This is a genomic window from Kitasatospora sp. NPDC058046, from assembly GCF_042885595.1.
GTDB lineage: Bacteria > Actinomycetota > Actinomycetes > Streptomycetales > Streptomycetaceae > Kitasatospora.
On record NZ_JBHVRS010000001.1, the window covers coordinates 1 to 22,047 of the forward strand.

General features: G+C 74.3%; 18 protein-coding genes and 2 pseudogenes. 11 read left to right on the forward strand and 9 right to left on the reverse strand.

Translation table 11 applies throughout. From position 1 onward, the window contains the following. Positions 1-222 precede the first annotated feature (222 nt). Entirely contained in the window at positions 223-1,026 is an 804-nt protein-coding gene (locus ACFVU7_RS00005; protein ID WP_388044145.1) for a hypothetical protein, read from the forward strand. On the opposite strand, the gene hemC is transcribed toward ACFVU7_RS00005, so the two are convergent. Continuing rightward, complete coding sequence (hemC, locus tag ACFVU7_RS00010; RefSeq protein ID WP_388043489.1) at positions 1,023-1,955, reverse strand: hydroxymethylbilane synthase; 933 nt, start codon at positions 1,953-1,955, stop codon at positions 1,023-1,025. The genes ACFVU7_RS00005 and hemC overlap by 4 nt on opposite strands. 359 nt (positions 1,956-2,314) lie before the next feature. Between hemC and ACFVU7_RS00015 the strand changes: the two genes are divergently transcribed. From ACFVU7_RS00015 to ACFVU7_RS00025, 3 genes are all read left to right on the forward strand, one after another. Then, positions 2,315-2,725 (forward strand): GNAT family N-acetyltransferase, encoded by a 411-nt coding sequence (locus ACFVU7_RS00015; RefSeq protein ID WP_388043491.1) that lies wholly within the window; start codon positions 2,315-2,317, stop codon positions 2,723-2,725. Between the two features lie 299 nt (positions 2,726-3,024). Further along, positions 3,025-4,023, forward strand: coding sequence for a helix-turn-helix domain-containing protein (locus tag ACFVU7_RS00020; RefSeq protein WP_388043493.1), 999 nt, complete (start codon positions 3,025-3,027; stop codon positions 4,021-4,023). A gap of 127 nt (positions 4,024-4,150) precedes the next feature. Then, positions 4,151-4,615 carry a hypothetical protein gene (locus ACFVU7_RS00025; RefSeq protein ID WP_388043495.1) on the forward strand — a complete coding sequence of 155 codons (465 nt, stop codon included), beginning with the start codon at positions 4,151-4,153 and terminating at the stop codon, positions 4,613-4,615. 59 nt (positions 4,616-4,674) lie between these two features. Here the strand turns inward: ACFVU7_RS00025 and ACFVU7_RS00030 are convergent, their stop codons facing one another. The 5 genes and pseudogenes from ACFVU7_RS00030 to ACFVU7_RS00050 form a co-directional block, all read right to left on the reverse strand. Further along, positions 4,675-5,571, reverse strand: a complete 897-nt coding sequence (locus ACFVU7_RS00030) for an aminoglycoside phosphotransferase family protein (RefSeq protein ID WP_388043497.1) — start codon at positions 5,569-5,571, stop codon at positions 4,675-4,677. Between the two features lie 79 nt (positions 5,572-5,650). Further along, on the reverse strand, positions 5,651-6,316 hold the full coding sequence (locus ACFVU7_RS00035; RefSeq protein WP_074001028.1) for an HAD family phosphatase: 666 nt from the start codon (positions 6,314-6,316) through the stop codon (positions 5,651-5,653). Positions 6,317-6,392: 76 nt separating this feature from the next. After that, a pseudogene (locus ACFVU7_RS00040) lies at positions 6,393-7,118 on the reverse strand (putative Ig domain-containing protein); the annotation flags it as partial. A 204-nt stretch (positions 7,119-7,322) separates the two neighbouring features. After that, positions 7,323-8,009, reverse strand: a pseudogene (locus tag ACFVU7_RS00045) (serine protease); the annotation flags it as partial. Between the two features lie 131 nt (positions 8,010-8,140). After that, the gene (locus ACFVU7_RS00050; RefSeq protein ID WP_388043498.1) at positions 8,141-9,109 is read right to left on the reverse strand and encodes a hypothetical protein; all 969 of its coding nucleotides are present in this window, start codon (positions 9,107-9,109) and stop codon (positions 8,141-8,143) included. 154 nt (positions 9,110-9,263) lie between these two features. Here ACFVU7_RS00050 and ACFVU7_RS00055 point away from each other — a divergent pair, with 154 nt between their 5' ends. Together ACFVU7_RS00055 and ACFVU7_RS00060 are read left to right on the forward strand one after the other, a co-directional pair. Next, positions 9,264-10,385 (forward strand): esterase family protein, encoded by a 1,122-nt coding sequence (locus ACFVU7_RS00055; protein ID WP_074001025.1) that lies wholly within the window; start codon positions 9,264-9,266, stop codon positions 10,383-10,385. Positions 10,386-10,456: 71 nt separating this feature from the next. Further along, on the forward strand, positions 10,457-12,862 hold the full coding sequence (locus ACFVU7_RS00060; protein WP_388043500.1) for a glycosyltransferase family 39 protein: 2,406 nt from the start codon (positions 10,457-10,459) through the stop codon (positions 12,860-12,862). Between the two features lie 104 nt (positions 12,863-12,966). Here the strand turns inward: ACFVU7_RS00060 and ACFVU7_RS00065 are convergent, their stop codons facing one another. The 3 genes from ACFVU7_RS00065 to moaA all read right to left on the reverse strand — a co-directional run bounded on the left by ACFVU7_RS00065 (position 12,967) and on the right by moaA (position 16,697). Further along, entirely contained in the window at positions 12,967-14,532 is a 1,566-nt protein-coding gene (locus ACFVU7_RS00065; RefSeq protein WP_388043502.1) for an alpha/beta fold hydrolase, read from the reverse strand. A gap of 94 nt (positions 14,533-14,626) precedes the next feature. After that, a complete protein-coding gene (locus ACFVU7_RS00070; protein WP_117487336.1) occupies positions 14,627-15,400 on the reverse strand; it encodes an HNH endonuclease family protein in 774 nt (257 codons plus the stop codon). A 151-nt stretch (positions 15,401-15,551) separates the two neighbouring features. Then, entirely contained in the window at positions 15,552-16,697 is a 1,146-nt protein-coding gene (gene moaA / locus ACFVU7_RS00075; protein ID WP_388043504.1) for a GTP 3',8-cyclase MoaA, read from the reverse strand. Positions 16,698-16,827: 130 nt separating this feature from the next. Between moaA and ACFVU7_RS00080 the strand changes: the two genes are divergently transcribed. The 5 genes from ACFVU7_RS00080 to ACFVU7_RS00100 all read left to right on the forward strand — a co-directional run bounded on the left by ACFVU7_RS00080 (position 16,828) and on the right by ACFVU7_RS00100 (position 22,042). Further along, positions 16,828-17,445: an NTP transferase domain-containing protein gene (locus ACFVU7_RS00080; protein WP_388043506.1), complete on the forward strand. Its 618-nt coding sequence runs from the start codon at positions 16,828-16,830 to the stop codon at positions 17,443-17,445. A gap of 174 nt (positions 17,446-17,619) precedes the next feature. Then, the gene (locus ACFVU7_RS00085; RefSeq protein ID WP_241852729.1) at positions 17,620-18,468 is read left to right on the forward strand and encodes a hypothetical protein; all 849 of its coding nucleotides are present in this window, start codon (positions 17,620-17,622) and stop codon (positions 18,466-18,468) included. Between the two features lie 221 nt (positions 18,469-18,689). Further along, positions 18,690-19,562 (forward strand): hypothetical protein, encoded by an 873-nt coding sequence (locus ACFVU7_RS00090; protein ID WP_049660965.1) that lies wholly within the window; start codon positions 18,690-18,692, stop codon positions 19,560-19,562. 163 nt (positions 19,563-19,725) lie between these two features. Next, positions 19,726-20,673 carry a (2Fe-2S)-binding protein gene (locus ACFVU7_RS00095; protein ID WP_388043508.1) on the forward strand — a complete coding sequence of 316 codons (948 nt, stop codon included), beginning with the start codon at positions 19,726-19,728 and terminating at the stop codon, positions 20,671-20,673. 214 nt (positions 20,674-20,887) lie between these two features. Then, positions 20,888-22,042, forward strand: a complete 1,155-nt coding sequence (locus tag ACFVU7_RS00100) for a DUF2637 domain-containing protein (protein ID WP_388043510.1) — start codon at positions 20,888-20,890, stop codon at positions 22,040-22,042. Positions 22,043-22,047: the final 5 nt, after the last annotated feature.

Genomic DNA, 22,047 nt, shown 5'->3' on the forward strand with positions numbered 1-22,047 from the left:
ATGCGCCTGGCCGTTGCTCTAGCGGGTTCCTGAAAGGGACGGAAAGCGGGGTGCTTCCCTCGCCTTCTCTTGTCGTCGGGCGGGCCCGCCCGACGACATTGATCGGTCACCGGACCCGCCCGGCGGGTCGCCTCGCCGCGCACAGGAAGTCGGCCCGGCCGACTTCCTACGCAGCGGTAGCGGCGCTGCGTGGTGGGGTGAAGCGCTATTCGGCTGTCGACCATCACCGTCCCCGAGATCCCGCAGGCCGTGCGGGACTTGACCGCCGCCGGCATCCGCTCGGTGGAGGTGTTCGCCAACAGTCTGCGCCGCGACGAGCGGGCCGCCGGTGCCGTCGCGTCGGACAGCCTGAAGGTCCGAGCCATCCGCGCCGTCAAGGACACCGAGCCCGGCATGGCCGTGATGACGGATAACTGCCGGTGCGGCCACACCGACACCGGCGAGTGCCACCTGACCGTCGGCGCCCGGATCGATCTGGAGGCGACGGCCGCGCTGACCGCCGCCCAGGCCGTCATCCAGGCCGGCGCCGGCGCCGACATCGTCGGCCCTGCCGCGATGACCCGGGGTACCACCCGGGCCGTGCGGCAGGCGCTGGACGAGGCCGGTCACCGGGACGTGGCGACCATGCCGCACCTGATCTTCGACTCCGCCCTCTACGAGGGCTACCGCACCACCATGCGGGCCACCCCCACCTCCGGCACCCGCCGCCCGTTCCGGATCAGCCCTCGCAGTCCGGAGACCGCCGTCGACACCGGACTCGCCTTCCTCGACGAGGGGGCGCACATGCTGCTGCTGGAGCCGGGGATGCCGTCAGTGGACGTGCTCGCCAGCCTCAGGGTCAGGACGGCAGCCCCGCTGATGCCGTTCTCCGTCTCCGGCGAGTACACCCGCCTCGCCCCGCCCGACCCGGCCACCGGACAGCGGGACTTCCGCCCGCTCGCGGAACTGTTCACCATGCTCAAACGGGCCGGAGCGGACCGGATCATCACCTACGCGGCCCTGGACCTGGCCCGCCTACACGCCTAAGCGGCGGCAGTGGGCCGGACCTCCGCCAGGATGTCCTCCGCGCCCTGGTCCAGCAGGAGGCCTGCCACCAGTACTCCCAGCTTCTCCGGCTCGCTCACCGGGCCGGAGAGCCGGGCCTCCACCTGCCGCCCGCCGTCCACGGAGGTGACCTGCCCGTGCAGGGTCAGCACGCCGCCGTCGGCCTTGCCGAACGCACCGACCGGCACCGAGCATCCGCCGTGGAGCTCCGCCAGCATCGCCCGCTCGGCCCGCACTTCCACGTCGGTCACGAGGTCACCGGCCCCGGCCAGGACCTCGCGGGCCCACTCGTTGTCCTCCCGGATCTGGATGCCCAGCGCGCCCTGCCCGGGCGACGGGGGGAACAGCCCGACCGGCAGGATCTCGCTGATCTCGTCGCCGCGGCCGAGCCGCTTGATCCCGGCGGCCGCCAGGACGACAGCGTCCAGCTGCTGCGTCCTGAGCTTGCCGAGCCTGGTCGGGACGTTCCCCCGGATCTCCACCGGCACCAGGTCCGGACGGACGTGCAGCAGCTGGGCGATCCGGCGCGACGCCGACGTCCCGATCCTGCCCCCGTACGGAAGGTCCGCCAGCGTCGAGCCGCACAGGGCGTCGTGCACGTCCGCACGGGTGGGTGGGGGCAGGAGGATCAGGCCGGGCGGGTTCGCGGTCGGCAGGTCCTTGAGCGAGTGCACGATCACGTCGACCTCACCGGACACCAGCGCGTTCACCTGGTTCACCGAGAACGCCGAGCCGCCGCCGCGCTCCGAGACGTCCCTCAGGGCCGACCTGCGGTCCTGGTCACCGGCCTCCGTGATCACTCGCCGACGGAACACCACGTCGGGGAAGCGCTCCCGCAGCGGCGCCAGGAACTCCCTGACCTGAGCCCGCGCCAGGTGACTGGCCCGCGACCCCACCACCAGTGTGCTCATAAGCCAACTCCCAGCAGCTGAAGAGGTGTTGACCGCATGCTACTCGCATCGAACACACCCGGTTTCCGACGTTATGTCGGAAACCGGTCGAGAATCCACGGGGGACGTACACCCCCGAACCGTCGTCGGCCCAGTGCCGCGTCAAGCAACGTGACGCGCCGTCCGGATGGTGATCCGGGCGGCGCGTTGTGCGTCATGCCGAGTCTCGCGACCAGGGCCAACGCAGCCTGACTGTCGACGATTTCTCGAAGACCGGCTCTCCACGCCCCGGTACGGAGCATCACCGAAATCGCGATCGCGGACAGCCGTGGCTGACGGTCTCCTCCAGAGCGTGTGCTTCGCTCTGGCAGGATGCGCCGGTGATCAACTACAGCACCGATCTCTCCGATCTTGCGGAGCAGGACCTTTCCGGGTTCTTCGTAGGCTGGCCCGCACCGCCGACGGCCGCGCAGCACCTTGCCGTACTCAAGGGCAGTTACCGGGTCGTGGTTGCTCTGGATGCCGGGACGGGGCGAGTCGTGGGCTTCGTCAACATGATCAGCGACGGGGTCCTCACGGGCTTCATCCCGTGGCTGGAGGTCTTGCCCGAATACCAGGGGAAAGGCATCGGTGGGCAGCTGGTCCGGCGGGTCCTCGCCGAGGCGGAACATCTGTACTCCGTGGACCTGACCTGCGACGAACCGCTGCGCGCGTATTACGAGAAGCTCGAGATGCTGCCGCTGAGAGGCATGGCCGTCCGACGGTGGCAGGTACTGGCCCCGGAACGCTGAGTCCGGCGGAGTCCTGAAAGCCACGGTTGACTTCGGCCCGGCCGACTTCCTACGCAGGAGTGGTGGTGCCGTTGCCGCTTCGGCCAGGCCGAAGCGGCAACGGGCTCAGCTGTGGTTTCGGCGGCCCCGGCCAAGCTTGGCCGGGGCCGCCCGAAGAGAGCACCGCTTCCGGCCGAAGCCGTCCGGCGCGGGCCTCGCCCGAGGGCGGCCCCGCCGGCCGTTCCCCTCCTTCCCCGGGCCGGATCCGTCAGCGGTGTGAGAATGCCGGGACGGGGAAGGCGAGCTAGGGGAGGGCGAGCATGCTGACCGAGTCGGTGTACCGGACCGAGGACGTGGAACCGCGGGACCGCTTCGAGTACTGGCAGCAGCAACTCGTCCGGCTGATCGCGCCGTTCGACGTCCGCACCGAGCACAGGGCCGACTTCCGGTCCGAGGTGCACATCCTGCCGCTCGGCGACGTGGCGCTCTGGACGATGGAGCACCCGCCGCTCGCCGCGAGGCGGTCACCACGCCTGATCCGCTCGTCCACCGACCCCGAGCTGTACCTGTTCTCGCTCCCGTTCGGCGACTCCGCCACCGCGGTCCGCTCCGACGGCCTCGGCGCCTACCGCCCGCACGACGTGGTCCTGCAGGACAGCGCCCGGCCCCTCCTCCTCCAGGCGAGCACCGACGATCCGCGCCAGCGGGTCCGCGGGGGCTGGCTGACCGTGCCCCGGCAGGCGCTGCCGCTGTCGCCGGACCGGATCGGCACGCTCACGGCCCGCCGGATGCCCGGGGGCACGGGCGTGGGCGCCCTGCTCGTCCAACTGCTCGTCGGCATCGCCGCCGACCCCGGCGCCTACCGGGCCGGCGACGCACCCCGACTGGGCACCGTCGCCCTCGACCTGGTGTCGGCGCTGCTCGCCCACCACCTCGACGCCGAGGACGCCGTACCGCCGGAGAGCCGGCGCCGGGCGCTGGTCCAACGGATCCGGGCCTTCATCCGCTCCCACCTGCACGAGCCGGACCTCGACCCCGGCGCCGTCGCCGCCGCGCACCACATCTCGGTCAGCTACCTGCACCGCCTCTTCGAGGGCGAAGAGGAGACCGTCGCCGCCTGGATCCGCCACCAGCGCCTCGAACGGGCCCGCCGCGACCTCGCCGACCCAGTCCTGGCCGCCACCCCCGTCCACGTCATCGCGGCCCGCTGCGGGTTCCCCCGCGCCGCCGACTTCAGCCGCGCCTTCCGCGGCGCGTACGGGCTGCCGCCCCGCGACTTCCGGCACGGCGCCGCCGCGACGGCCGCGGGTGGACGCTGAGCGAAGCGGACGTGGACCGGCTGCTAACGACAACCCCCCTGGGGCCTCGGCAAGCTGATGCTGTGTCCACCGCGGGGGATCAGGTGGTGGACACGAACACACCGACACCCTCGAAGGGGGACCATCCATGTCCAGCAACGGACTCCGCAGGAACCCGCGCTCCGCCGCCGTCATCGGCCTCGCCGCCCTGGCGCTCGGGCTCACCGTCCTCGGCGGCGGTCAGGCCGTCGCCGCGCCGCAGGACGACCCGCGCACGATCGGGACGCCCGTCACCATGTCGGAGTCCGCGATCACGGCGGCCAGCCTGCCGTGCATCACCAGCCCCGGGGTCACGACCTGCTTCGACAAGGCCGGCGACAAGGTGCTCGTGCTCGACACCGCAAAGGACGGCTTCTCCGCCGTCGGCCGGTGGAGCACCGACTACGGCCGCACCGGCGCGTGCCGCAACGCCCTCGGCGTCGGCCACTGGGCGGAGTGCAACTACGACATGCGCGAGACGGGGCACATCCAGCTGAACAACGCCCTCTACGACGGCGACACCGGGCTGTTGGTGCTGACCAACACGTACTCGGGCTGGCTGTCGATCGGCTGACCTGCCGACGGCCCGGCCCGCTCCCCGCCCGTACGACGGGCGGGGAGCGGCCCGTACGCCTACGCGTGGTCGGCCAGCACCTCGGCGATGACGTGGCGGGCGATGGCGATCATCCGCGGGTCGCTGTCCCGGTAGTAGGAGACTTCCATCAGCGCGACGGACAGGGCCCAGCCGCGGGCGCGGTCCCAGGCCGCGTCGTCGGGGGCCGCGGCCTCGCGGAACGTCGCACGGGCGGCGGCGGGCAGGACGTACCAGGCGGGGATCAGGTCGACGGCCGGTTCGCCGAGGCCCGCGCAGCCGAAGTCGATGACGGCGCTCAGCCAGCCGTCCGGGGACACCAGCAGGTTGCCGGGCTGGAGGTCCCCGTGGAGCCAGACCGGCGGGCCGTCGGGAGCCGGGGCGGCCAGGGCCCGCTCCCAGGCGGCGGTCGCGGCGGGGGCGTCGACGAGGTCCGCCACGGCCGCGATCGAGGTCCTGGTCCCGGCGTCCCGCGAGGCCAGCGACTCGCTGCGGTGGGCGGCCGGGGCACCGGTCGGGTCGATCCGGCGGATGGCCGTCACGAAGTCGGCCAAGTCCCCGGCCAGCGCCCCGGGTTCGGCGATCCGGCCGGGCATCGGTGTGGTGCCGTCGAGCCAGCGCAGCACCGACCAGGGCCAGGGGCAGCCGTCGACCGGTCCGCCCACGGCCAGCGGGACCGGTACCGGGACCGGCAGCCGCGGGGCCAGCCGCCGCAGCCAGACGTCCTCCTTGGCGATCTCCTCGACCACCCCGGGGATCCGCGGGACGCGCACCACCAGCTCCGCCCCGAGCCGGTACATCGCGTTGCTGGTCCCGGCCGGTTCCACCGGCTCGACCGGCAGGCCGGCCCACTGCGGGAAGCACTCGGCGACCATCCGGCGCACCAGCGCCTCGTCGATGTCCAGTTCGTCGGCGTGCAACTTGTGGGAGGTGGCCATAGCGACCGACCCTGCCAGCCACGGGCCGCGCCCGGCAACCGATTTGCCGCCGGACCGACGGCCGCCCGGAGGGCGGCGGCTAGCCCTGGCGGACCGCGCCCGCCGCGATCAGGGCGGGCAGCTCGCGCATGTCGTCGAAGACCACGGTGCCCGGCCCGGCCAGCCGTTCCGCGGCGGTGACGCCGCCCGCGTAGCCGAGTGCGCGCATCCCGGCGGCGCGGGCGGCCTCGACGCCGGGGCGGCTGTCCTCGACCACCACGCAGGCGGCCGGGTCGACGCCCATCGAGCGGGCGGCGTGCAGGAAGAGGTCGGGTGCGGGCTTGCCGCGCTCGACCTCGGTGGCGCTGAAGATCCGCCCGGCGAAGTGGTCGTGGAGGCCGGTCCGGCCCAGGGTGTGGCGCATCTTCTCGTGGGTGCCGCTGGAGGCCACGCAGGTGGGCAGGGTGATCGCGGCCAGCGCCTCCGGCAGGCCGTCCACGGGGGTCAGTCCGGCGTCCACCGCCTCGGCGTGCAGTTCGACGAAGCGCTTGCTCCACACCGTCGCCGTCTCACCGCCGAGCCGTTCGGTGACCGTGGCCCGGTTGGCCGCCTCGGACCGTCCGACGAAGAGCTCGATCGCCTCCGCCTCGGTCAGCGGCCAGCCGTACTCCTCGCCGAGCCGCACCAGCACCCGGACGGCGATCACCTCGCTGTCCACCAGGACGCCGTCGCAGTCGAAAATCACCAGCTCAATCGGCTTGATCATCCCACCAGCATAGGCCGGTGCCCGCGCCCGGGGGCCGGTGGCCGTCGAACTGGCCACCGGCGCCCGGGCGTTGGCGTCAGCTGGTCTGGATGGAGGTGTCGTCGATCACGAAGCTGGTCTGGAGCGAGGCGTCCTCGGTCCCGACGAACTTCACGGTGACCGTCTGGCCCGCGTAGGCCGACAGGTCGAAGGTGCGCTGCTGGTAGCCGGCCGCGGCGTCCACGTTGGAGTAGGTCTTCAGCGCGGTGCCGTTCACCGAGACGGTCAGCTTGTCGTACGCGGTGGTGCCCGACTCGGCGGTGTCGATGTGCAGCCAGAAGCTCAGCGTCGCCTTGCAGCCGGCCGGGATGCTCACCGTCTGCGACAGCGAGTCCGAGTGGGTGGAGCCGTAGCCGTTCAGCCACGCCTTCCAGGAGCCGCTGTGGGCCGCCTGCGAGGCGCTGCTGTCCACCACACCGCTCGACGTCGTCCACGGCGTGGCCGTGCCCGACTCGAAGCCCTCGTTGCCCAGCAGCTGGGCCGGGGTGCAGCCGCCGCCACTGGTGGAGACGGCCCAGGTGAAGCTGGTGGAGGCCGACTTGCCGGCGGCGTCCGTCACGGTGACGGTGACGGTGGAGCTGCCCGCGGTGGAGACGGTGCCGGTGATCGCGCCGGTGGAGGAGTTGATCGACAGCCCGGCGGGCAGGCCGCTCGCGGCGTAGGACAGCGGGGCGGTGCCACCGGAGGCGTTGATCTGGAGGTTGACCGCGCCGCCGACGGCGGTGGACTGGTTGCCCGGGTTGGTCACCGAGACGGCGCTGCCGGCCGGCTTGGTGAGCAGGCAGCCGGCCACGTTGAGGTCGATGGCCCGGGTCGAGGAGTTCAGGCAGGTGGTGAACCAGTACGTCTCCTCACCGTAACTCTGGCCCTTGTAGGCCTTGGTGGTGCCGTCGGCGGCCACCTCGCACGGGTTGTTGAGGGTGCACATGCCGCCGTCGTCGTTGCCGGTGTTGTTGATGCCGATGATCCGCCCGCTGGCGGAGTCGACGATCGGCGAGCCGGAGGTGCCGTGCGTGGTGTTGCAGCCGGAGCTGTAGCGCAGCGAGTCGTGCCAGGTCCAGGCGTCCTCGCGCAGGGTCGGCACGAAGCCGTTGACGGAGCAGTTCCAGACCTGCTTCCAGTACGACGAGGGTATGTACATCGACGCGCCGTCGGTCGGGTGGGCGTCGCTGATCGTCAGCGCGGTGGCGCCGTACTTGGAGCTGATCGACCCGTAGGTGTCGGTGAGTTGGTAGAGGGCGACGTCGGTGCCGGTCATGGTCGCGTAGAGCAGCTTGTCGGCCTGGACGGTGCCCAGGCTGTTGCCCGCGCCGTCCAGCAGGGTGCCGCTGCGGCTGGCGGTGGTGTTCTGGATGACCTGGCCGGCCGAGGGCATGGTCGGCAGGCAGTGTCCGTTGGTGAGCATCAGCGCCCGGTCGCCGGCCGCCGAGGTGGGGTAACGGACCAGCGAGGCCGAGCAGTTGCTCAGGGCGATGGTTGACGTCAGGTCGGCCGCCTGGACGGCGTGCGCGGGGGCGGCGGCGAAGGCCAGCCCGCCCGCGACGACGGCACTCGTACCGGCCACCGCGACAAGTCTCTTGAACATGGCTCTCCTTGTGGGGGATCGCGGGGTGTACGACTGGTCGCCGACGCCCGCGCCGCATGAAAGTGCCATGGCCACTTCAAGAGGTCAAGGAGTGTGACCGAACTCGCCACTGCCCGGCACGGGCCGTGCCATCCGACGGCAACGACCCGTCCCGGTATGCCCGTTACGGGCCGGGGCAGTGGATGCGGCTAGGGCTACGGCTACGGCTGCGGGAAGGCGTTCGGGTCCACGTCGTTGGTCTTGGCGTTGCCGTCGGCCACCGGCTGGAGGGTGATCTCCCAGGAGGTCGCGGTCCGGCCGGTCTCGAACGGGAAGGTGTCCTCGAACTTGGTGAACTGGCAGTTCTGGGTGAAGCCCTTGGCGTCGGAGTCCCAGTCCGCACCGCCGGAGACGTAGACCTCGTACGTCCCGTCCTCCACGCCATCGACACTGGCGTGCTGCCCCTTGCCGACGAACACCGAGTGCACGGCCTTGCCGTTCAGCGCGAGCGACACCACGGCGTCCACCTTGCCGCCGTTCTCGACCTTGAACACGCCCTCGCCGCGCAGCTTCCCCTTGCGGACCATGGTGCCGTTGTCCAGCGCGCGGGACTGCTGCTGGGGCAGCGGCGGGACGGCGAAGGTGGTCTGGTAGCCGGCCGCGGTCATCGTGACGAGGGCCGCCGACACCGCCGCCAGCCCCTGGGAGGCGCCCAGTTCGGCCTCGGCCGAGCTCAGCGCGCAGACGTCGTGGAACTTGATGTCGCTGCGGACCTTGCCGGCGTCGGTGGCGAGCGAGGTCAGCGCCGCCACCAGTTCCTTCCGCGCCGCCGTCACCCCGGGCGGCTCGTCCGCCACGCTCAGGGACTTGGCCGCGCCCTGCGCGCTGGTGACGATGCCGCCGAGCACGGTGTCGAGGTCGCCCAGGTCCTTGGCACCGGCCACCTGGGCGAGCGCGACGGTGACCGGGTCGACGCTCGCGCTGAGCACCGGGCCGTACGGCGCCCGGGTCGGGGTCGGCGTCGGCGTCGCGGTCGGCTTCGCCGAGACCCCCGTCCCCACCGCCCCGGGCGCGGACGAGCCGCCCGCCGAACCACCGCCCCCGCCACCGGAACAGGCCGCCAGCACCAGCGCCGTGCCGACGGCCAGACCGGCCTTCCCCACGAACCTCTCGGACCCCGTGAACCTCATGCCCCACCCCCGGGTAGCCGGACCGCGCGCACACCGCGCAGCCGTGCGGTCACACATGGTCCCGAGCACGAACGACCCCGTCAACCCATTACCCGGCGGTCACCTCCGAGGGGCCCTCCGAGGCCGTCTCCGGAGGTCAACTACGATCGGGCCCGTGCTCAGTCTCACCGGACTCCCCCTCCAGATCATCGCCTCGCTCCTCGCGATCGCCGTCTTCGCCGCCACCATGTGGCTCTGGCCGCGGTTCGGCGGGAAGGGCTGGAAGGCGTGGCTGGGCCGGCTCGGGGCGTTCCTGGCCACCCAGGTGTCGGTGCTGGCCGCGATGGGCCTGATCGCCAACAGCTACTTCGGCTTCTACAGCTCCTGGACGGACCTGCTCGGCACCAGCGGCGGGCTCGGCACGGTGGTCGACCACCAGCCCAACGCCTCCGGGGTGGCCGTCACCGGCGAGCAGAAGTTCTACTCCGCGCAGGGCTCGGACCCGGAGCGCTCCGGCCTGATCCAGAAGGTCGACGTCAAAGGAGCCGGCAGCGGCCTGACCACCGAGGCGTACGTCTACCTGCCGCCGCAGTACTTCCAGCCGGACTACGCCAAGCAGCGCTTCCCGATGGCCCTGGTGCTCACCGGCTACCCGGGCACCCCGGAGAAGCTGATCTCGCTGATGCAGTATCCGGCGTCCACGCTGAACGCGATCGAGCAGAAGAAGCTGCCACCGACCGTCCTGGTGATGACCCGGCCCACCCTGGTCGGCGACCGGGACACCGAGTGCGTGGACGTGCCGAACGGCCCCCAGGTGGAGACCTTCTTCACCAGCGACCTGCCCAAGGCCCTCGCCACCACCTACCGGATCGGCACCGACCCGGCCAGCCGGGCGGTCATCGGCAACTCCACCGGCGGCTACTGCGCGCTCAAGTTCGCGCTGCGCAAGCCCGACGCCTACCGCTCGGCGGTCGCGCTCTCCGGCTACTACGACGCGGCCCACGACGCGACCACCGGCGACCTGTTCGGCGGCAACGACCGGCTGAAGCAGGAGAACGACCTGCTGTGGCGGCTGAAGAACCAGCCGCCCGCCCCGGTCAACCTGCTGCTGACCACCGCGTACGACGAGAACAACTACGACGAGACCAAGGCCATGATCGCGGCCTTCAAGGCCCCCACCACGATGTCCTCCATCACCCTGGACACCGCCGGCCACAACTTCCACACCTGGACCAGGGAGATCCCCCCGGCCCTGGAGTGGCTGGGCAAGCACCTCGCCGTACCGCCATCCGCCTGACGTTCCAGATCACACGCGCCTCACACTCCCGTCTCACGGTTCTCTCAGGCACGCCACCGACGGTATGGCGCATGACCACGAGCAGCTACTCCCCTCCGGCCGGCGAACCGTGGCCCGAGGCCGCGCACTACCCGCCGCCGGAGGTGCCGCGGCCGGACCCGGTCCGGCCGGACCCGGCGCCGCTCTTCCCCGAACAGCCCCTGCCGCCCGCCGGCCCCAAGGGGTTCGCCACCTGGCCCGACCGGCTGCGCACCCTCCCCGCCCGCACCTGGCGCGGGCGCGCTGACGACCCTCGCTGGGTGCGCCCGGCCCTGCTGGCGCTGCTGGCCGCGACCGCCATCCTCTACCTGTGGGGCCTGAGCGCCTCCGGTTGGGCCAACTCCTTCTACTCGGCCGCCGTGCAGGCCGGCTCGCAGAGCTGGAAGGCCTTCTTCTTCGGCTCCTCGGACGCGGCGAACTTCATCACCGTCGACAAGCCCCCGGCCTCGCTGTGGCCGATGGCGCTCTCGGCGCGGATCTTCGGCCTCTCCTCCTGGTCGGTGCTGGCCCCGCAGGCGCTGATGGGCGCGGCCACCGTCGGCGTGCTGTACGCGACGGTGCGCCGGCGCTTCTCCCCGCTCGGCGGCCTGCTGGCGGGCGCCGCGCTGGCGCTCACCCCGGTCGCGGCGCTGATGTTCCGCTTCAACAACCCGGACGCGCTGCTGGTGCTGCTGCTGACGCTGGCCGCGTACGGGATGGTCCGGGCCGTCGAGGCGGCGGGCACCCGGTGGCTGGTGTTCACCGGGGTGATGTTCGGCCTCGCCTTCCTCACCAAGACCCTGGCGGCCTTCCTGGTGCTGCCCGCCTTCGCGGTGATCTACCTGGTGGTGGCGCCCACCGGCCTCTGGCGGCGGGTGCGGCAGACCCTGCTCGCGGGCGCGGCACTGCTGGTCTCGGGCGGCTGGTGGGTGGCGGTCGTCGAGCTGATGCCCGCCTCGGCCCGCCCGTACATCGGCGGCTCGCAGGACAACAGCTTCCTCTCGCTCACCTTCGGCTACAACGGCCTCGGCCGGGTCGACGGCAACGAGCGCGGCAGCGTGGGCGGCGGCGCCCGGATGCCGGCCGGGGTCGACCTGCCGGGCGGCGCGGCTCCCGGCGGCGGCCGCGGCTGGGGCCAGACCGGCCTGACCCGGATGTTCGGCACCGACATCGGCGGGCAGATCGCCTGGCTGCTGCCGGCCGCGCTGATCCTGCTGCTGGCCGGCCTCTGGGCGACCCGCCGCTACGGCCGCGCCGACACCGCCCGCGCGGCCTTCCTGGTCTGGGGCGGCTGGCTGCTCTCCACCGCGCTGGTCTTCAGCTTCATGTCCGGGATCTTCCACCAGTACTACACGGTGGCGCTGGCCCCGGCCGTCGCGGCGCTGGTCGGCATGGGCGTGGACGGGCTGTGGCGGGCCCGGCACCGGGTGCCCTGGGCGCTGGTGCTGGCCGGGACGCTCGCGGTGACGGCGGTCTGGGCGTTCGTGCTGCTCGGCCGCAGCTCCGGCTTCCTGCCGTGGCTGCGCTGGGCGGTGCTGGTGGGCGGACTGCTCGCGGCGGCCGCGCTGGCGGCCGGGCCGTTCGTCGGGCGGGTCTCCGGCCGGGCCGGCGCGCGGATCGCCTCGGTGGCGGGCCTGGTGGGCCTGGCGGCGGCGCTCGGCGGTCCGGCCGCGTACGCGGTGGACACCGTGAACTCCCCGCACACCGGCTCGATCGTGACCGCCGGGCCGGGCGTGAAGGGCGGGTCCGGGCCGGGCGGCATGGGGCACCGGGGCGGCAAGGGCTTCCCGGGCGGCACCGGCAACGGCAACGGGCACTGGTTCGGCCAGGGCGGCCCCGGTGCTCCGGGCGGTCAGGGCGGTCAGGGCGGTCAGCAGGGCTTCGCGCCCGGGCAGGGCTTCCCGGGCGGCGGCACCGGCAACGGCGGCGACCGCGCCAACGGCCGCCACGAGCGCGGCACCGGCGGCGGCACCGGCCTCCCCGGCACCCAGGATCCCGAGGGCACCGGCACGGGCGGCACGAACAACCCCGGCGGCACGGCCGGCGGCCCGCCCCCCGGCGGCATGGGCGGCCTGCTCGACGGCCCCAAGGTGACCGACGAGGTCGCCGCCATGCTCAAGGAGAACGCCGACCACTACACCTGGGCGGCCGCCGCGATCGGCTCGCAGACCGCGGCCGGCTACCAACTCGCCACCGGCGAACCGGTGATGGCCCTCGGCGGCTTCAACGGCACCGACCCCTCGCTGACCCTGGCCGGCTTCCAGAAGTACGTCCAGGAGGGCAAGGTGCACTGGTTCATCGGCGCGGGCGGCTCCCGCCGCGGCTTCGGCGGCGGCACGGGCGGCGAGGGCGGGCAGCAGAGCGAGTCCGCCCAGATCGAGTCCTGGGTGACCGCCCACTTCACCGCGAAGACCATCGGCTCGACCACCTTCTACGACCTGACGGCCCCCACCTCCTGACCGGGGGCCGCGACCCCGGAGGGGGCGTGCCGCGCGAAAGCGGCACGCCCCCTCCGCGCTGTCCCCGGCCGGCCCCCTCCGCGCTCAGCCGGACCCCGCCGCCCTCAGTCCGACCCGCAGCGGGTGCCCGCCGCCGGCAGCCGCCCGTCCACCAGGAACGCCGTCACGGCCGCCCGGACGCAGCCGCTCTTGTCGTACGCGGTGTGCCCGTCGCCCTCCCTGGTGAGCAGCACGCCGTGCTCCAATCCGGCGGAGAGCCGCTCGGCCCAGGCGTACGGGGTGACCGGGTCGGCGGTGGAGCCAATCACCAGGAGCGGGGCGCTGCCCGGCGCCCGGACCGGTCGCGGCGGCTCGGCCGGACGGTACGGCCAGGGGCGGCAGTCCGCTTCGAGCAGGGTGCCGACCGGGTCGTGCCCGCTGGTCAGCGGGGCGCGGGCGGCGAGTTCGGCGAGGGCCGGGCGCAGCTCCGCCTCGGTGGGCGGCGGCGGGCCGTCCGCGCAGGAGATGGCGGCGAAGGCGTCGGCCGGGGTCCGGTAGCGGCCGTCCTCGCCGCGGCCGTCGGCGCCGTCGGCGAGGGCGAGCAGGCCGTCGGCGTCGCCCCGGGTGACGGCCGGTTCGAGGGCCTCGCGCAGCCGGGGCCAGGAGCGGCGGCCGTCGGAGAGCACGTCCAGGGTGGCGACCCAGCCGAGCGCGGCGGTGAGGGTCCGGCCGTCGGCGGCGCGCAGCGGGTGGTCGCGCAGGCCGTCGAGGAAGCGGGCGAGGCGCTGCGGGGCGGCGGCCGGGTCGGCGCCGAGCGGGCAGGCCGGCCCGTCCTCGGTGGCGCAGGCGGCGGCGAAGGCCCGGAGCCCGGTCTCGGCGGCGACGGCGGCTTCGATGCCGAGCCGCGCCGCGGGGGCGCTGTGGTCGACGGCGCCGTCGAGGACGAGCCGGCCGGTGCGCTCGGGGAACTCCTCGGCGTAGCGGGCGCCGAGGTGGGTGCCGTAGGAGAAGCCGAGGAAGTCCAGCCGGCGCTCGCCGAGGGCGCCGCGCAGCACGTCGAGGTCGCGGGCGGTGTCGCGGGTGCCGAGGTGCGGGAGCAGGTCGGCGTGCCGGGCGCGGCAGGCCTCGGCGAGGATCCGGGCGTGGTCGTAGGCCGGGTCGTCGGTGGCGTTCCACTGGTCGCGGGTGCGGTCGTCCAGGCAGTGGACGGGGGTGGTGTCGCCGGCGCCGCGCGGGTCGAAGCCGACCAGGTCGTACCGGTCGTGCAGCGGCCCCTGGTAGCTCTGCCAGCCCCAACGGACCATGTCGACACCGGAGTTGCCGGGGCCGCCGGGGTTGAGCAGCAGGGCGCCGAGCCGCCGCTTCGGGTCGGCGGCGGGCACCTTGGCGAGGGCGACGTCGACGGTGCGGCCGCCCGGGTCGGCGTAGTCCAGCGGGACCTTGAGGGTGGCGCACCGCACGGCGGCCGCGTCCTGGTCGCCGTCGTCCTCGCCGGGGCAGCTCCGCCAGTCGATCCGCTGGTCGTAGAGCGCGCGCAGGGCGGGGGCCGCGGTGGCCGCGACCCGTTCGTCCAGCGGCGGGCGGGCGGCCGGGCGGGCGGCGCCCGTGCAGCCGCTCGACAGCGCGAGGGCGAGGGCGGCGGCGAGGGCGGGCACGGCGCGCCCGGCCGACCGGGGGAGCGGGGAGATCATCGGGGCCACCGCCCACGAATACCACCCGGCCCGCGCCCGGCCGTCACCGGGGGCACACCGCGCCCGCCCTTCGACGGCGGGGATTGACGTTTCGTCAGCCGCCGCACAGCTGGAGCATGGTCTTCTTGTCGGCCTCGGTGACGGGCAGCTGGTACTTCAGCGAGACCTGGGCGAAGCGCACCGCGTAGGAGCAGCGGATCTCGGTGTTGGCGGGCAGCCAGGAGGCCGGGCCGGAGTCGCCCTTGGAGGCGTTCTGCGAGCCGTCGGCGGGGATCAGGTTCAGCGGGTCGTTGGCGATCTGGACGCGCTTGGCCTTGTCCCACTTGCTGGCGCCCATCTGCCAGTCGTAGGAGAGCGGCATCACGTGGTCGATCTGGATCTTGGAGGCCTGCTGCTTGGTCCACTGGACGCTCTTGCCGGTGTACGGGTCCCAGATGGTCATCGCGGTGACCGTGCAGTCCGAGCCGTCCTTGTGCTCGACGGCGGTGCCGTCGCGGGCCAGCAGGTCGTTGCGGGTGTCGCACTTGTTGCCGCCGAACGGGACGCCCTCGACGTTGTCCGTCCAGGCGGGGCCGAACTCGTTGCGGTCGTAGCCGTCCTTGGTGCCGACGGCGGCGGTGGTGACCTTGGCGATGACGTCCCGGCCGGCCTTCTGCTCCTCGGGGGTGGTCAGCGGCGCCAGGCCGGGCTTGGTGCCGTCCGGGTTCTGCAGCGGGCTGGTGCCGGTGGCCCCGGCGGCGGCGGTGCCGCCGTTGGCCTTGGGGCCGGTCGACTTGTGGTCGCGGCCGCCGATCAGCCAGCCGACCAGCGCGAGCGCGCATATCAGGAACACGGTGGCGGCGGACAGGGTGGAGCGGCGGGCGGGCACGGGGAACTCCGGAGGTCAGGGGCGGGTTGACGGCAAGCCAGCAGACCAGCCGCCCGGGGGGAGGTCAAGCCGACGCCACGCGATCCCGCCGAGCATGTCGAAGCTCACACCCGCTCACCCCCTGGTCCGGGCCCCAGCCCCGGCCGCGCCGTCAGCCGCCGATGGCGGACATCGGGCGGTCGGGCCGGACGAACTCCGCGCTGCCGACGGCGTGTCCGGGCCCCTTGCCCGCCACCGCGGCCCGCCAGGCCGCCTCGATCGCCGCGTCGTCGGCCCCGCCGCGCAGCAGCGCCCGCAGGTCCGACTCCTCCGTCGCGAACAGACAGGCGCGCAGCTGCCCGTCCGCCGTCAGCCGCACCCGGTCGCAGCCGCCGCAGAACGGCCGGGTGACGGAGGCGATCACGCCGACGACCGCGTCCGTACCGGCGATCCGCCACTCCTCCGCCGGGGCGTTGCCGGACCGGCCGACGGGGACGAGGTCGAACCGCTCCCCCAGCGCCGCCAGGACCTCCGCCGCCGTCACCATCGCCGAACGGTCCCACGCCCCTTGCGCGTCCAGCGGCATGGACTCGATGAACCGCATCCGGTACCCGTGCCCGACGGCGAACTCCACCAGCTCCACGATCTCGTCGTCGTTGACCCCGCGCACCGGCACCGCGTTCACCTTCACCGGCCCCAGCCCCGCCGCCCTCGCCGCCGCCAGCCCCGCGAGCACGTCACCGATGCGGTCCCGGCGGGTGATCGCGGCGAAGCGCTCCGGACGCAGCGTGTCCAGGCTGACGTTCACCCGCCCCAGCCCCGCCGCCGCCAGCCCGGCCGCCGCGCGCGCCAGCCCGATCCCGTTCGTGGTCAACGACAACTCGGCCCCCAGCGGGGCGATCCGCCCGACCAGCCCCGCCAACCCCCGCCGCAGCAGCGGCTCCCCGCCCGTCAGCCGGACCGACCGCACCCCCAGCCGCTCCACCGCGATCCGCACCAGCCGGACCACCTCGTCGTCCCCCAGCAGCCCGGCGCGCCCCAGCCAGGGCAGCCCCTCCGCCGGCATGCAGTAGGTGCAGCGCAGGTTGCAGCGGTCGGTCAGCGAGACCCGCAGATCGGTGTGGACCCGGCCGAAGCGGTCCACCAGCGGGGGCGGGGCGGGGTCGCGGGCCTCGGTGTCGTGCGGTCGCGTGTCGTACGGAGGCGCGGTGCGCGGGGCGGGGCTGTGCGGGGCAGGGCTGTGCGGGGCAGGGCTGTGCGGGGCAGGGCTGTGCGGGGCGGGGTTGTGCGGGGCGGTGTTGTACGGGGCGGTGTTCATCGGCCCAGTACAGGCGGGCCGGGCCCGCCCCGGCCAGCGGCCGAACCGCCGGGGCGCGGCCGCCGCGCACCGCCTCCGCTTGTAACTTCCCACAATGCGCGCCCCGGCCCCGACCGGGCAGGCTGGCCCCATGCAGACAGCGCCGACACCCGCCGGACCGGGCCCGGTCGCCGCCCTGGTCCTCGCCGCCGGAGGCGGGCGGCGCCTCGGCGGGCGGCCCAAGGCGCTGCTCCGGTACCGGGGCCGGCCGCTGGTGGAGCACGCGGTGGCGGTGGTCCGGGCCGGCGGCTGCACGGAGGTCACGGTCGTGCTGGGCGCGGCGGGCGAACGGGTCCGGGCCACCGCGCACCTGCCGGGCTGCCGACTGGTCGGCAACCCGGACTGGGCCCAGGGCATGGGCTCCTCGCTGCGGGCCGGCCTGGCCGCGCTGCCGCCGCACGCCTCGGCGGCACTGGTGATGCTGGTGGACACCCCCGGCGTCACCCCGGCCGCGGTGGCCCGGCTGCTGGCCGCCCACCGGGCGGGCGCCGAACTGGCCGCGGCGGCCTACCAGGGGCGGCGCGGACACCCGGTGCTGATCGGCGCCCGGCACTTCGCCGAGGCGGCGGCGGGCGCCCGCGGCGACGCCGGGGCCCGCGCCCTGCTGGCGGCGCACGCGGCGGAGCTCGTCCTGGTCGAGTGCGCCGACGTCGCCGCCCCGGACGACCTCGACACCCCCGCCGACCTGGCCCGCTGGTCCGCCCGCTGAACGTCCCGGTCCGCCCCGCCGGGCATCCCCCTCCGGAAGGATTCCTTCCCTACCCGAGCAGGCAGGATCCCCTGATCCGTCCCTGAGGATTGCCCCATTCCGCGTCCTGCGCCGGACATTTCGGGGAGCATGGGAGACGTCCCACCCACCCGACACCGACGGACGGAGCCCGCGATGGCCGGACTGCCCGACGACTTCACCGGACACGACCCCGCTCGGACGGGGCCCGGCGGTGGCGCCCGGGCGATCCGCTGCCCCGCCTGCCGCCGCGAGCACCTCTACGAACCGCCCTCCCTCCCCTGTCCGTGCGGGGCCTCGCTCAAGGTGCCGCTGCTGCGCGGCGGAGTGCCGGTACAGGTGCGCTTCCGGTCCTGGGAGGACTCCTGGCTGAGCATGCGCTGCCCGCACTGCGGCCGCTCCGACCAGTGGCCGCAGCCCGAGTTCACCTGCAACTGCGGCGCCACCGTCCGGCTGCCGGTGGACCGCGCCACCCGCCTGGGCACCGGCACCGCCGCCCCGCTCGCCGCCCCCGGCCCGCAGGCCGCCCGCCCGCTCCCGGCCCACCCGGCGAACGCCCCCGCCCCGGCCCCGCCCGCACCGTCCCCGACCGGCCGCTCCCGCCCGTTCCGCCACCGCGCGCCGTTCCGCCCGCACCCGGTGCGCACCTCGCAGGACGCGGTGTTCACCGCCGCCCGCTACCTGGAGTGGCTCGGCTTCGACGACCTGGAGCTCACCGAGTCCCAGGAGCGCGACGGGGTCACCCTGCTGGGCGGCCGGATGGTCGCCCAGGTGGACACCTGGACCGAGCCCGCCGACGTGAAGTCGGTCGAGTGCCTCTGGCTCCAGACCCTGCACGCCGAGGAGATGGCCGCCGCGATGTTCACCCTCGCGGGCTATTCGCACCAGGCCACCGTGCGCGGCGAACAGCTGCTGGTGGCCCTGTTCAGCCTGGACCTGGCGGGCGTGCCGCAGCCCGCGAACGGCGCCGCCGAGGCCCTGATGGAGACCGGCTGGACCTCCTGACCCACCGGGCGGCCCCGCCGGGCCGCCCCACCGGCCCCCTCCGGCCCCTTTCCCTCGCGCACCCCTAGATCATTTCTCTTCCAAAAGCAACAACCTTCGCTCGTGATCTGGTGCACAAGCTCACCCCCGTGTTGAATTGCCGCCACAGCGCGGGCCTTTCGCCCTGTCGTCGCCATGCGTGCGGGTCGTGGCGACAGGGCCTCAGGGGCAGGTCCGTGCCCATGCCGGATGGCGCACACAAGGAGGTGGCGTTGTCGGAGCACGGATGGGACCCGAGCAACCCGGAGGGGCGGGGGCGGGCGGCAGCGGAGGAGCCGGGTGACACCGTGTGGCGGCTGAGGTCCCGGGGGTGCTGGCAGGAGGCCGCCGAACTACTGCGACCGACCGCCGAGCACGACCCGGACGCGGCCCTGGGGCGGGCCGAACTCCTCATCGAGCAATGCCTGTTCACCGCCGCGAACTGGACCCAGGCGGAACAGGCGCTGCGCCTGGCGGAGGCCCTGGCCTCCGGCACCGAGCAGCGCGCGGCCGCCGCCTGCGCCCGCGGCTTCCTCGCGTACGTGGCGAGCGTCCTCGGCCCGCGCGACCGGCTGGACGAGGCACAGGCGGCGCTCGGCCGCACCTCGGCCCTGCTGCCGCCGGACGCCCCGGGCCGCCCGCTGCTGGACTTCCGGCGCGGACTGGTCGCCGAGAACCTGCTGCGCGACCGCAGCGCCGCCTGGATCGCCTACCGGCGGGCGCACGAGGGCGCCGGCGAACGCGGGGACGAACTGCTGCGCTCGTACACCTGGCGGCACCTGGCCGCGCTGGCGCTCTCGCGCGGGGAGCGCGGGAACGCCCGGGAGGGCTTCGACGCCTCCCTGCGGCTGCGCGAGCAACTCGGCTTCACGGTGGGGGTGGCACCGGCGCTCGCGGCGCTCGCCGAGGTGTCCGAGCCGCCCGAGGCCGCGCGGCTGCGGGCCGAGGCGACCCGGCTGGTGGACGCCCTGGGCGGCGTGCCGGTCTGGCTCGCGCGCCAGCTGAACGCCCTCCGCACAACCGGTGCTCCCCCGGACGGGCGCATCACCAGCGAGACCGGGGGGACGATCAGCTAAGGTGAGGCTAACCTGGCCGGGGGGAGCAGTACCCCGGCCAGGTCGCCTTGCCGTTCCCCGGGCACCGCCATGCCCCGGTCCGGCCGCGTCCGGCGCCGCCACCACCCGGCCGGGCACCGCCGGGCGGACCATGGGCGCCCCGGTCGACCCGATGGGGCCGTCCATGACCGCGAGCAGCACCCGGCCCGGCCCCAGGCCGCGCGTCCCCCGCGCCACCGGGGCGCGCACCCCCGCCCCCACCGCCCCGGGCGCCCCCTCGTACCACCGGCTGTCCGGACTCACCCCCGTCCTGACGGTGCGCTGCGCCCCGCCCCGGCGCGGCGGCGGCTGGCTGCCCGTCGCCGACCTCGCCGCCCGCCCCGAGGCGGTGCGCGAGCTGATCGCCCACGACGCCCGGCAGGGCCTCGCCCGCTACGGGCAGCCGCTGCGCCCGGACGTCGCGGCCGGCTTCGGGCTGCACCGCTTCGTCTGGCCGGTCTCGCTGCTGTTCACGCTGCCGTGGTTCCTGGAGCGGCGCGTCCCGCTGCTCGGCCTCGGGGACGTCGCGCTGCGCCGGCGCCCCGACGCGGTCGAACTGACCGTCCGCCCGGCGGAGTTCGCCTGCCTTCCGGACGACCCGGCGGCCGGGTCGGGGGCGGGTTCGAAGCCCGGGACGGCCGTCGGCCCGGAGTGGGCCCGGACGGTGCCGGACGAAGCGGCGCTGGCCGCCGCCCTGCGGTCCGCGCTGGGCGCCTTCCTGGCCCCGGTGCTCACCGCCTTCGGCCCGGAGGCGCGGCGCGGGCCCCGGGTGCTGTGGGCGATGGCCACCGACGCGGTGGTGGAGGGGCTCTGCTACGCGGGCGGGCTGCTCGGGGAGCAGGAGCGGGCGCGCGCCGAACTGTCCGCGCTGCTGGCGCCCGGCGGGCCCCCCGACCCCGCGCGCACGCCCGGCGCGGACGACCGCCCCGCTCCGGCCCCGGCCCCCTTCATCCCGGGCGCCGGATTCGCGCCCCCGGCGCCCGGGGGCGGTGGCGCTCCGGCCCTGGAGCGCTCCCGGGCCAGCTGCTGCCTCGTCTACACCGCCGATCCGAAGGACATGTGCGGCGGCTGTCCGCGCGTCACGCGGCGTTGACGAAAACCTGTCCGATATCAGGTCCGAAAAGCCCGCGATTCCGGGAAAAGCCCGCTTCAAATTCGCATGACAATGCGATGGTAGCCGGGTCAGAAATCCCTCTCCTCAGCGCATTGACGGCGAATCGGCCATTTCCTCGCCGCGCGTCCGCCATGATGGTCCCCGCCGTCACGACGCAGAAAAGCGACGCAGGAAAGCGAGGCTGGTTTCGGCGATGAAATTGTCCGACATACCGCTCGGATGGGCGATCACCGTGGTCGTGGGGCTGCTGGTCAGCGCACTCCTGGTGGCCCTGCTCCGCAGCCGGGGGTCCGCCTCCTCCACCGCCGGCACGGATTCCTGGGAGCGCTCCGAGGAACGGCGCCGCCGCAAGGAATCCCTGTACGGCGGCGCCTCCTACACCCTGTTGTTCTGCTGCGCGGGCGTCGCGGCCGCCCTCTCCTTCCACGGCCTGGTCGGCTTCGGCGTGCAGAACCTGGGCCTGTCCGGCGGCTGGGAGTACCTCGTCCCGTTCGGCCTGGACGGCGCCGCGATGTTCTGCTCGGTGCTCGCCGTCCGCGAGGCCAGCCACGGCGACGCGGCGCTCGGCTCCCGGCTGCTGGTCTGGCTCTTCGCCGGCGCCTCGGCCTGGTTCAACTGGGTGCACGCCCCGCGCGGCCTGACCCACGCCGGCGCCCCGCAGTTCTTCTCCGGCATGTCCCTCTCCGCGGCGATCCTGTTCGACCGGGCGCTCAAGCAGACCCGCCGGGCCGCGCTGCGCGAGCAGGGCCTGGTGCCGCGCCCGCTGCCGCAGATCCGCATCGTCCGGTGGCTGCGCGCCCCGCGCGAGACCTACGCGGCCTGGTCGCTGATGCTGCTGGAGAACGTCCGCAGCCTGGACGAGGCGGTCGAGGAGGTGCGCGACGACAAGCGGGAGCGCGCCGACGAGAAGCAGCGCCGCAAACTGGCCGGGCGCCGGGAACGGGCCGAGATCCGGGCGATCAACCGCTCCCACAGCACCTGGCGGCGCGGTGGCGGCACGGCTCGGCGGCTGGGGTCCGGCGCGGAGCCCGCGACGGCCGCCACGGCGGACCGCCCCGGGGTGGAACGCGTCTCGACGGAGCGGGTGTCGGCGGAACGGGTGTCGACGGAACGGGTGTCGACGGAACGGGTGCCGGCGGAGCGCGTCGGGGCCGAGCGTCCCGAGGTGGAGCGCCCCGCCGGTCCGCGCGAGGTGGAACCGGCCGAGGGCACGGTCGTCCAGCCGGGCCTGCCGGCCCGTCCGGAGCGGCGCACCATCGACCTCACCCTGGAGGAGGACACCGTCACGCTGCCCCGGCTGGACGAGATGGAACGCAAACTGAAGGACCTGGAGCAGCAGTTCGGCTGACCGCT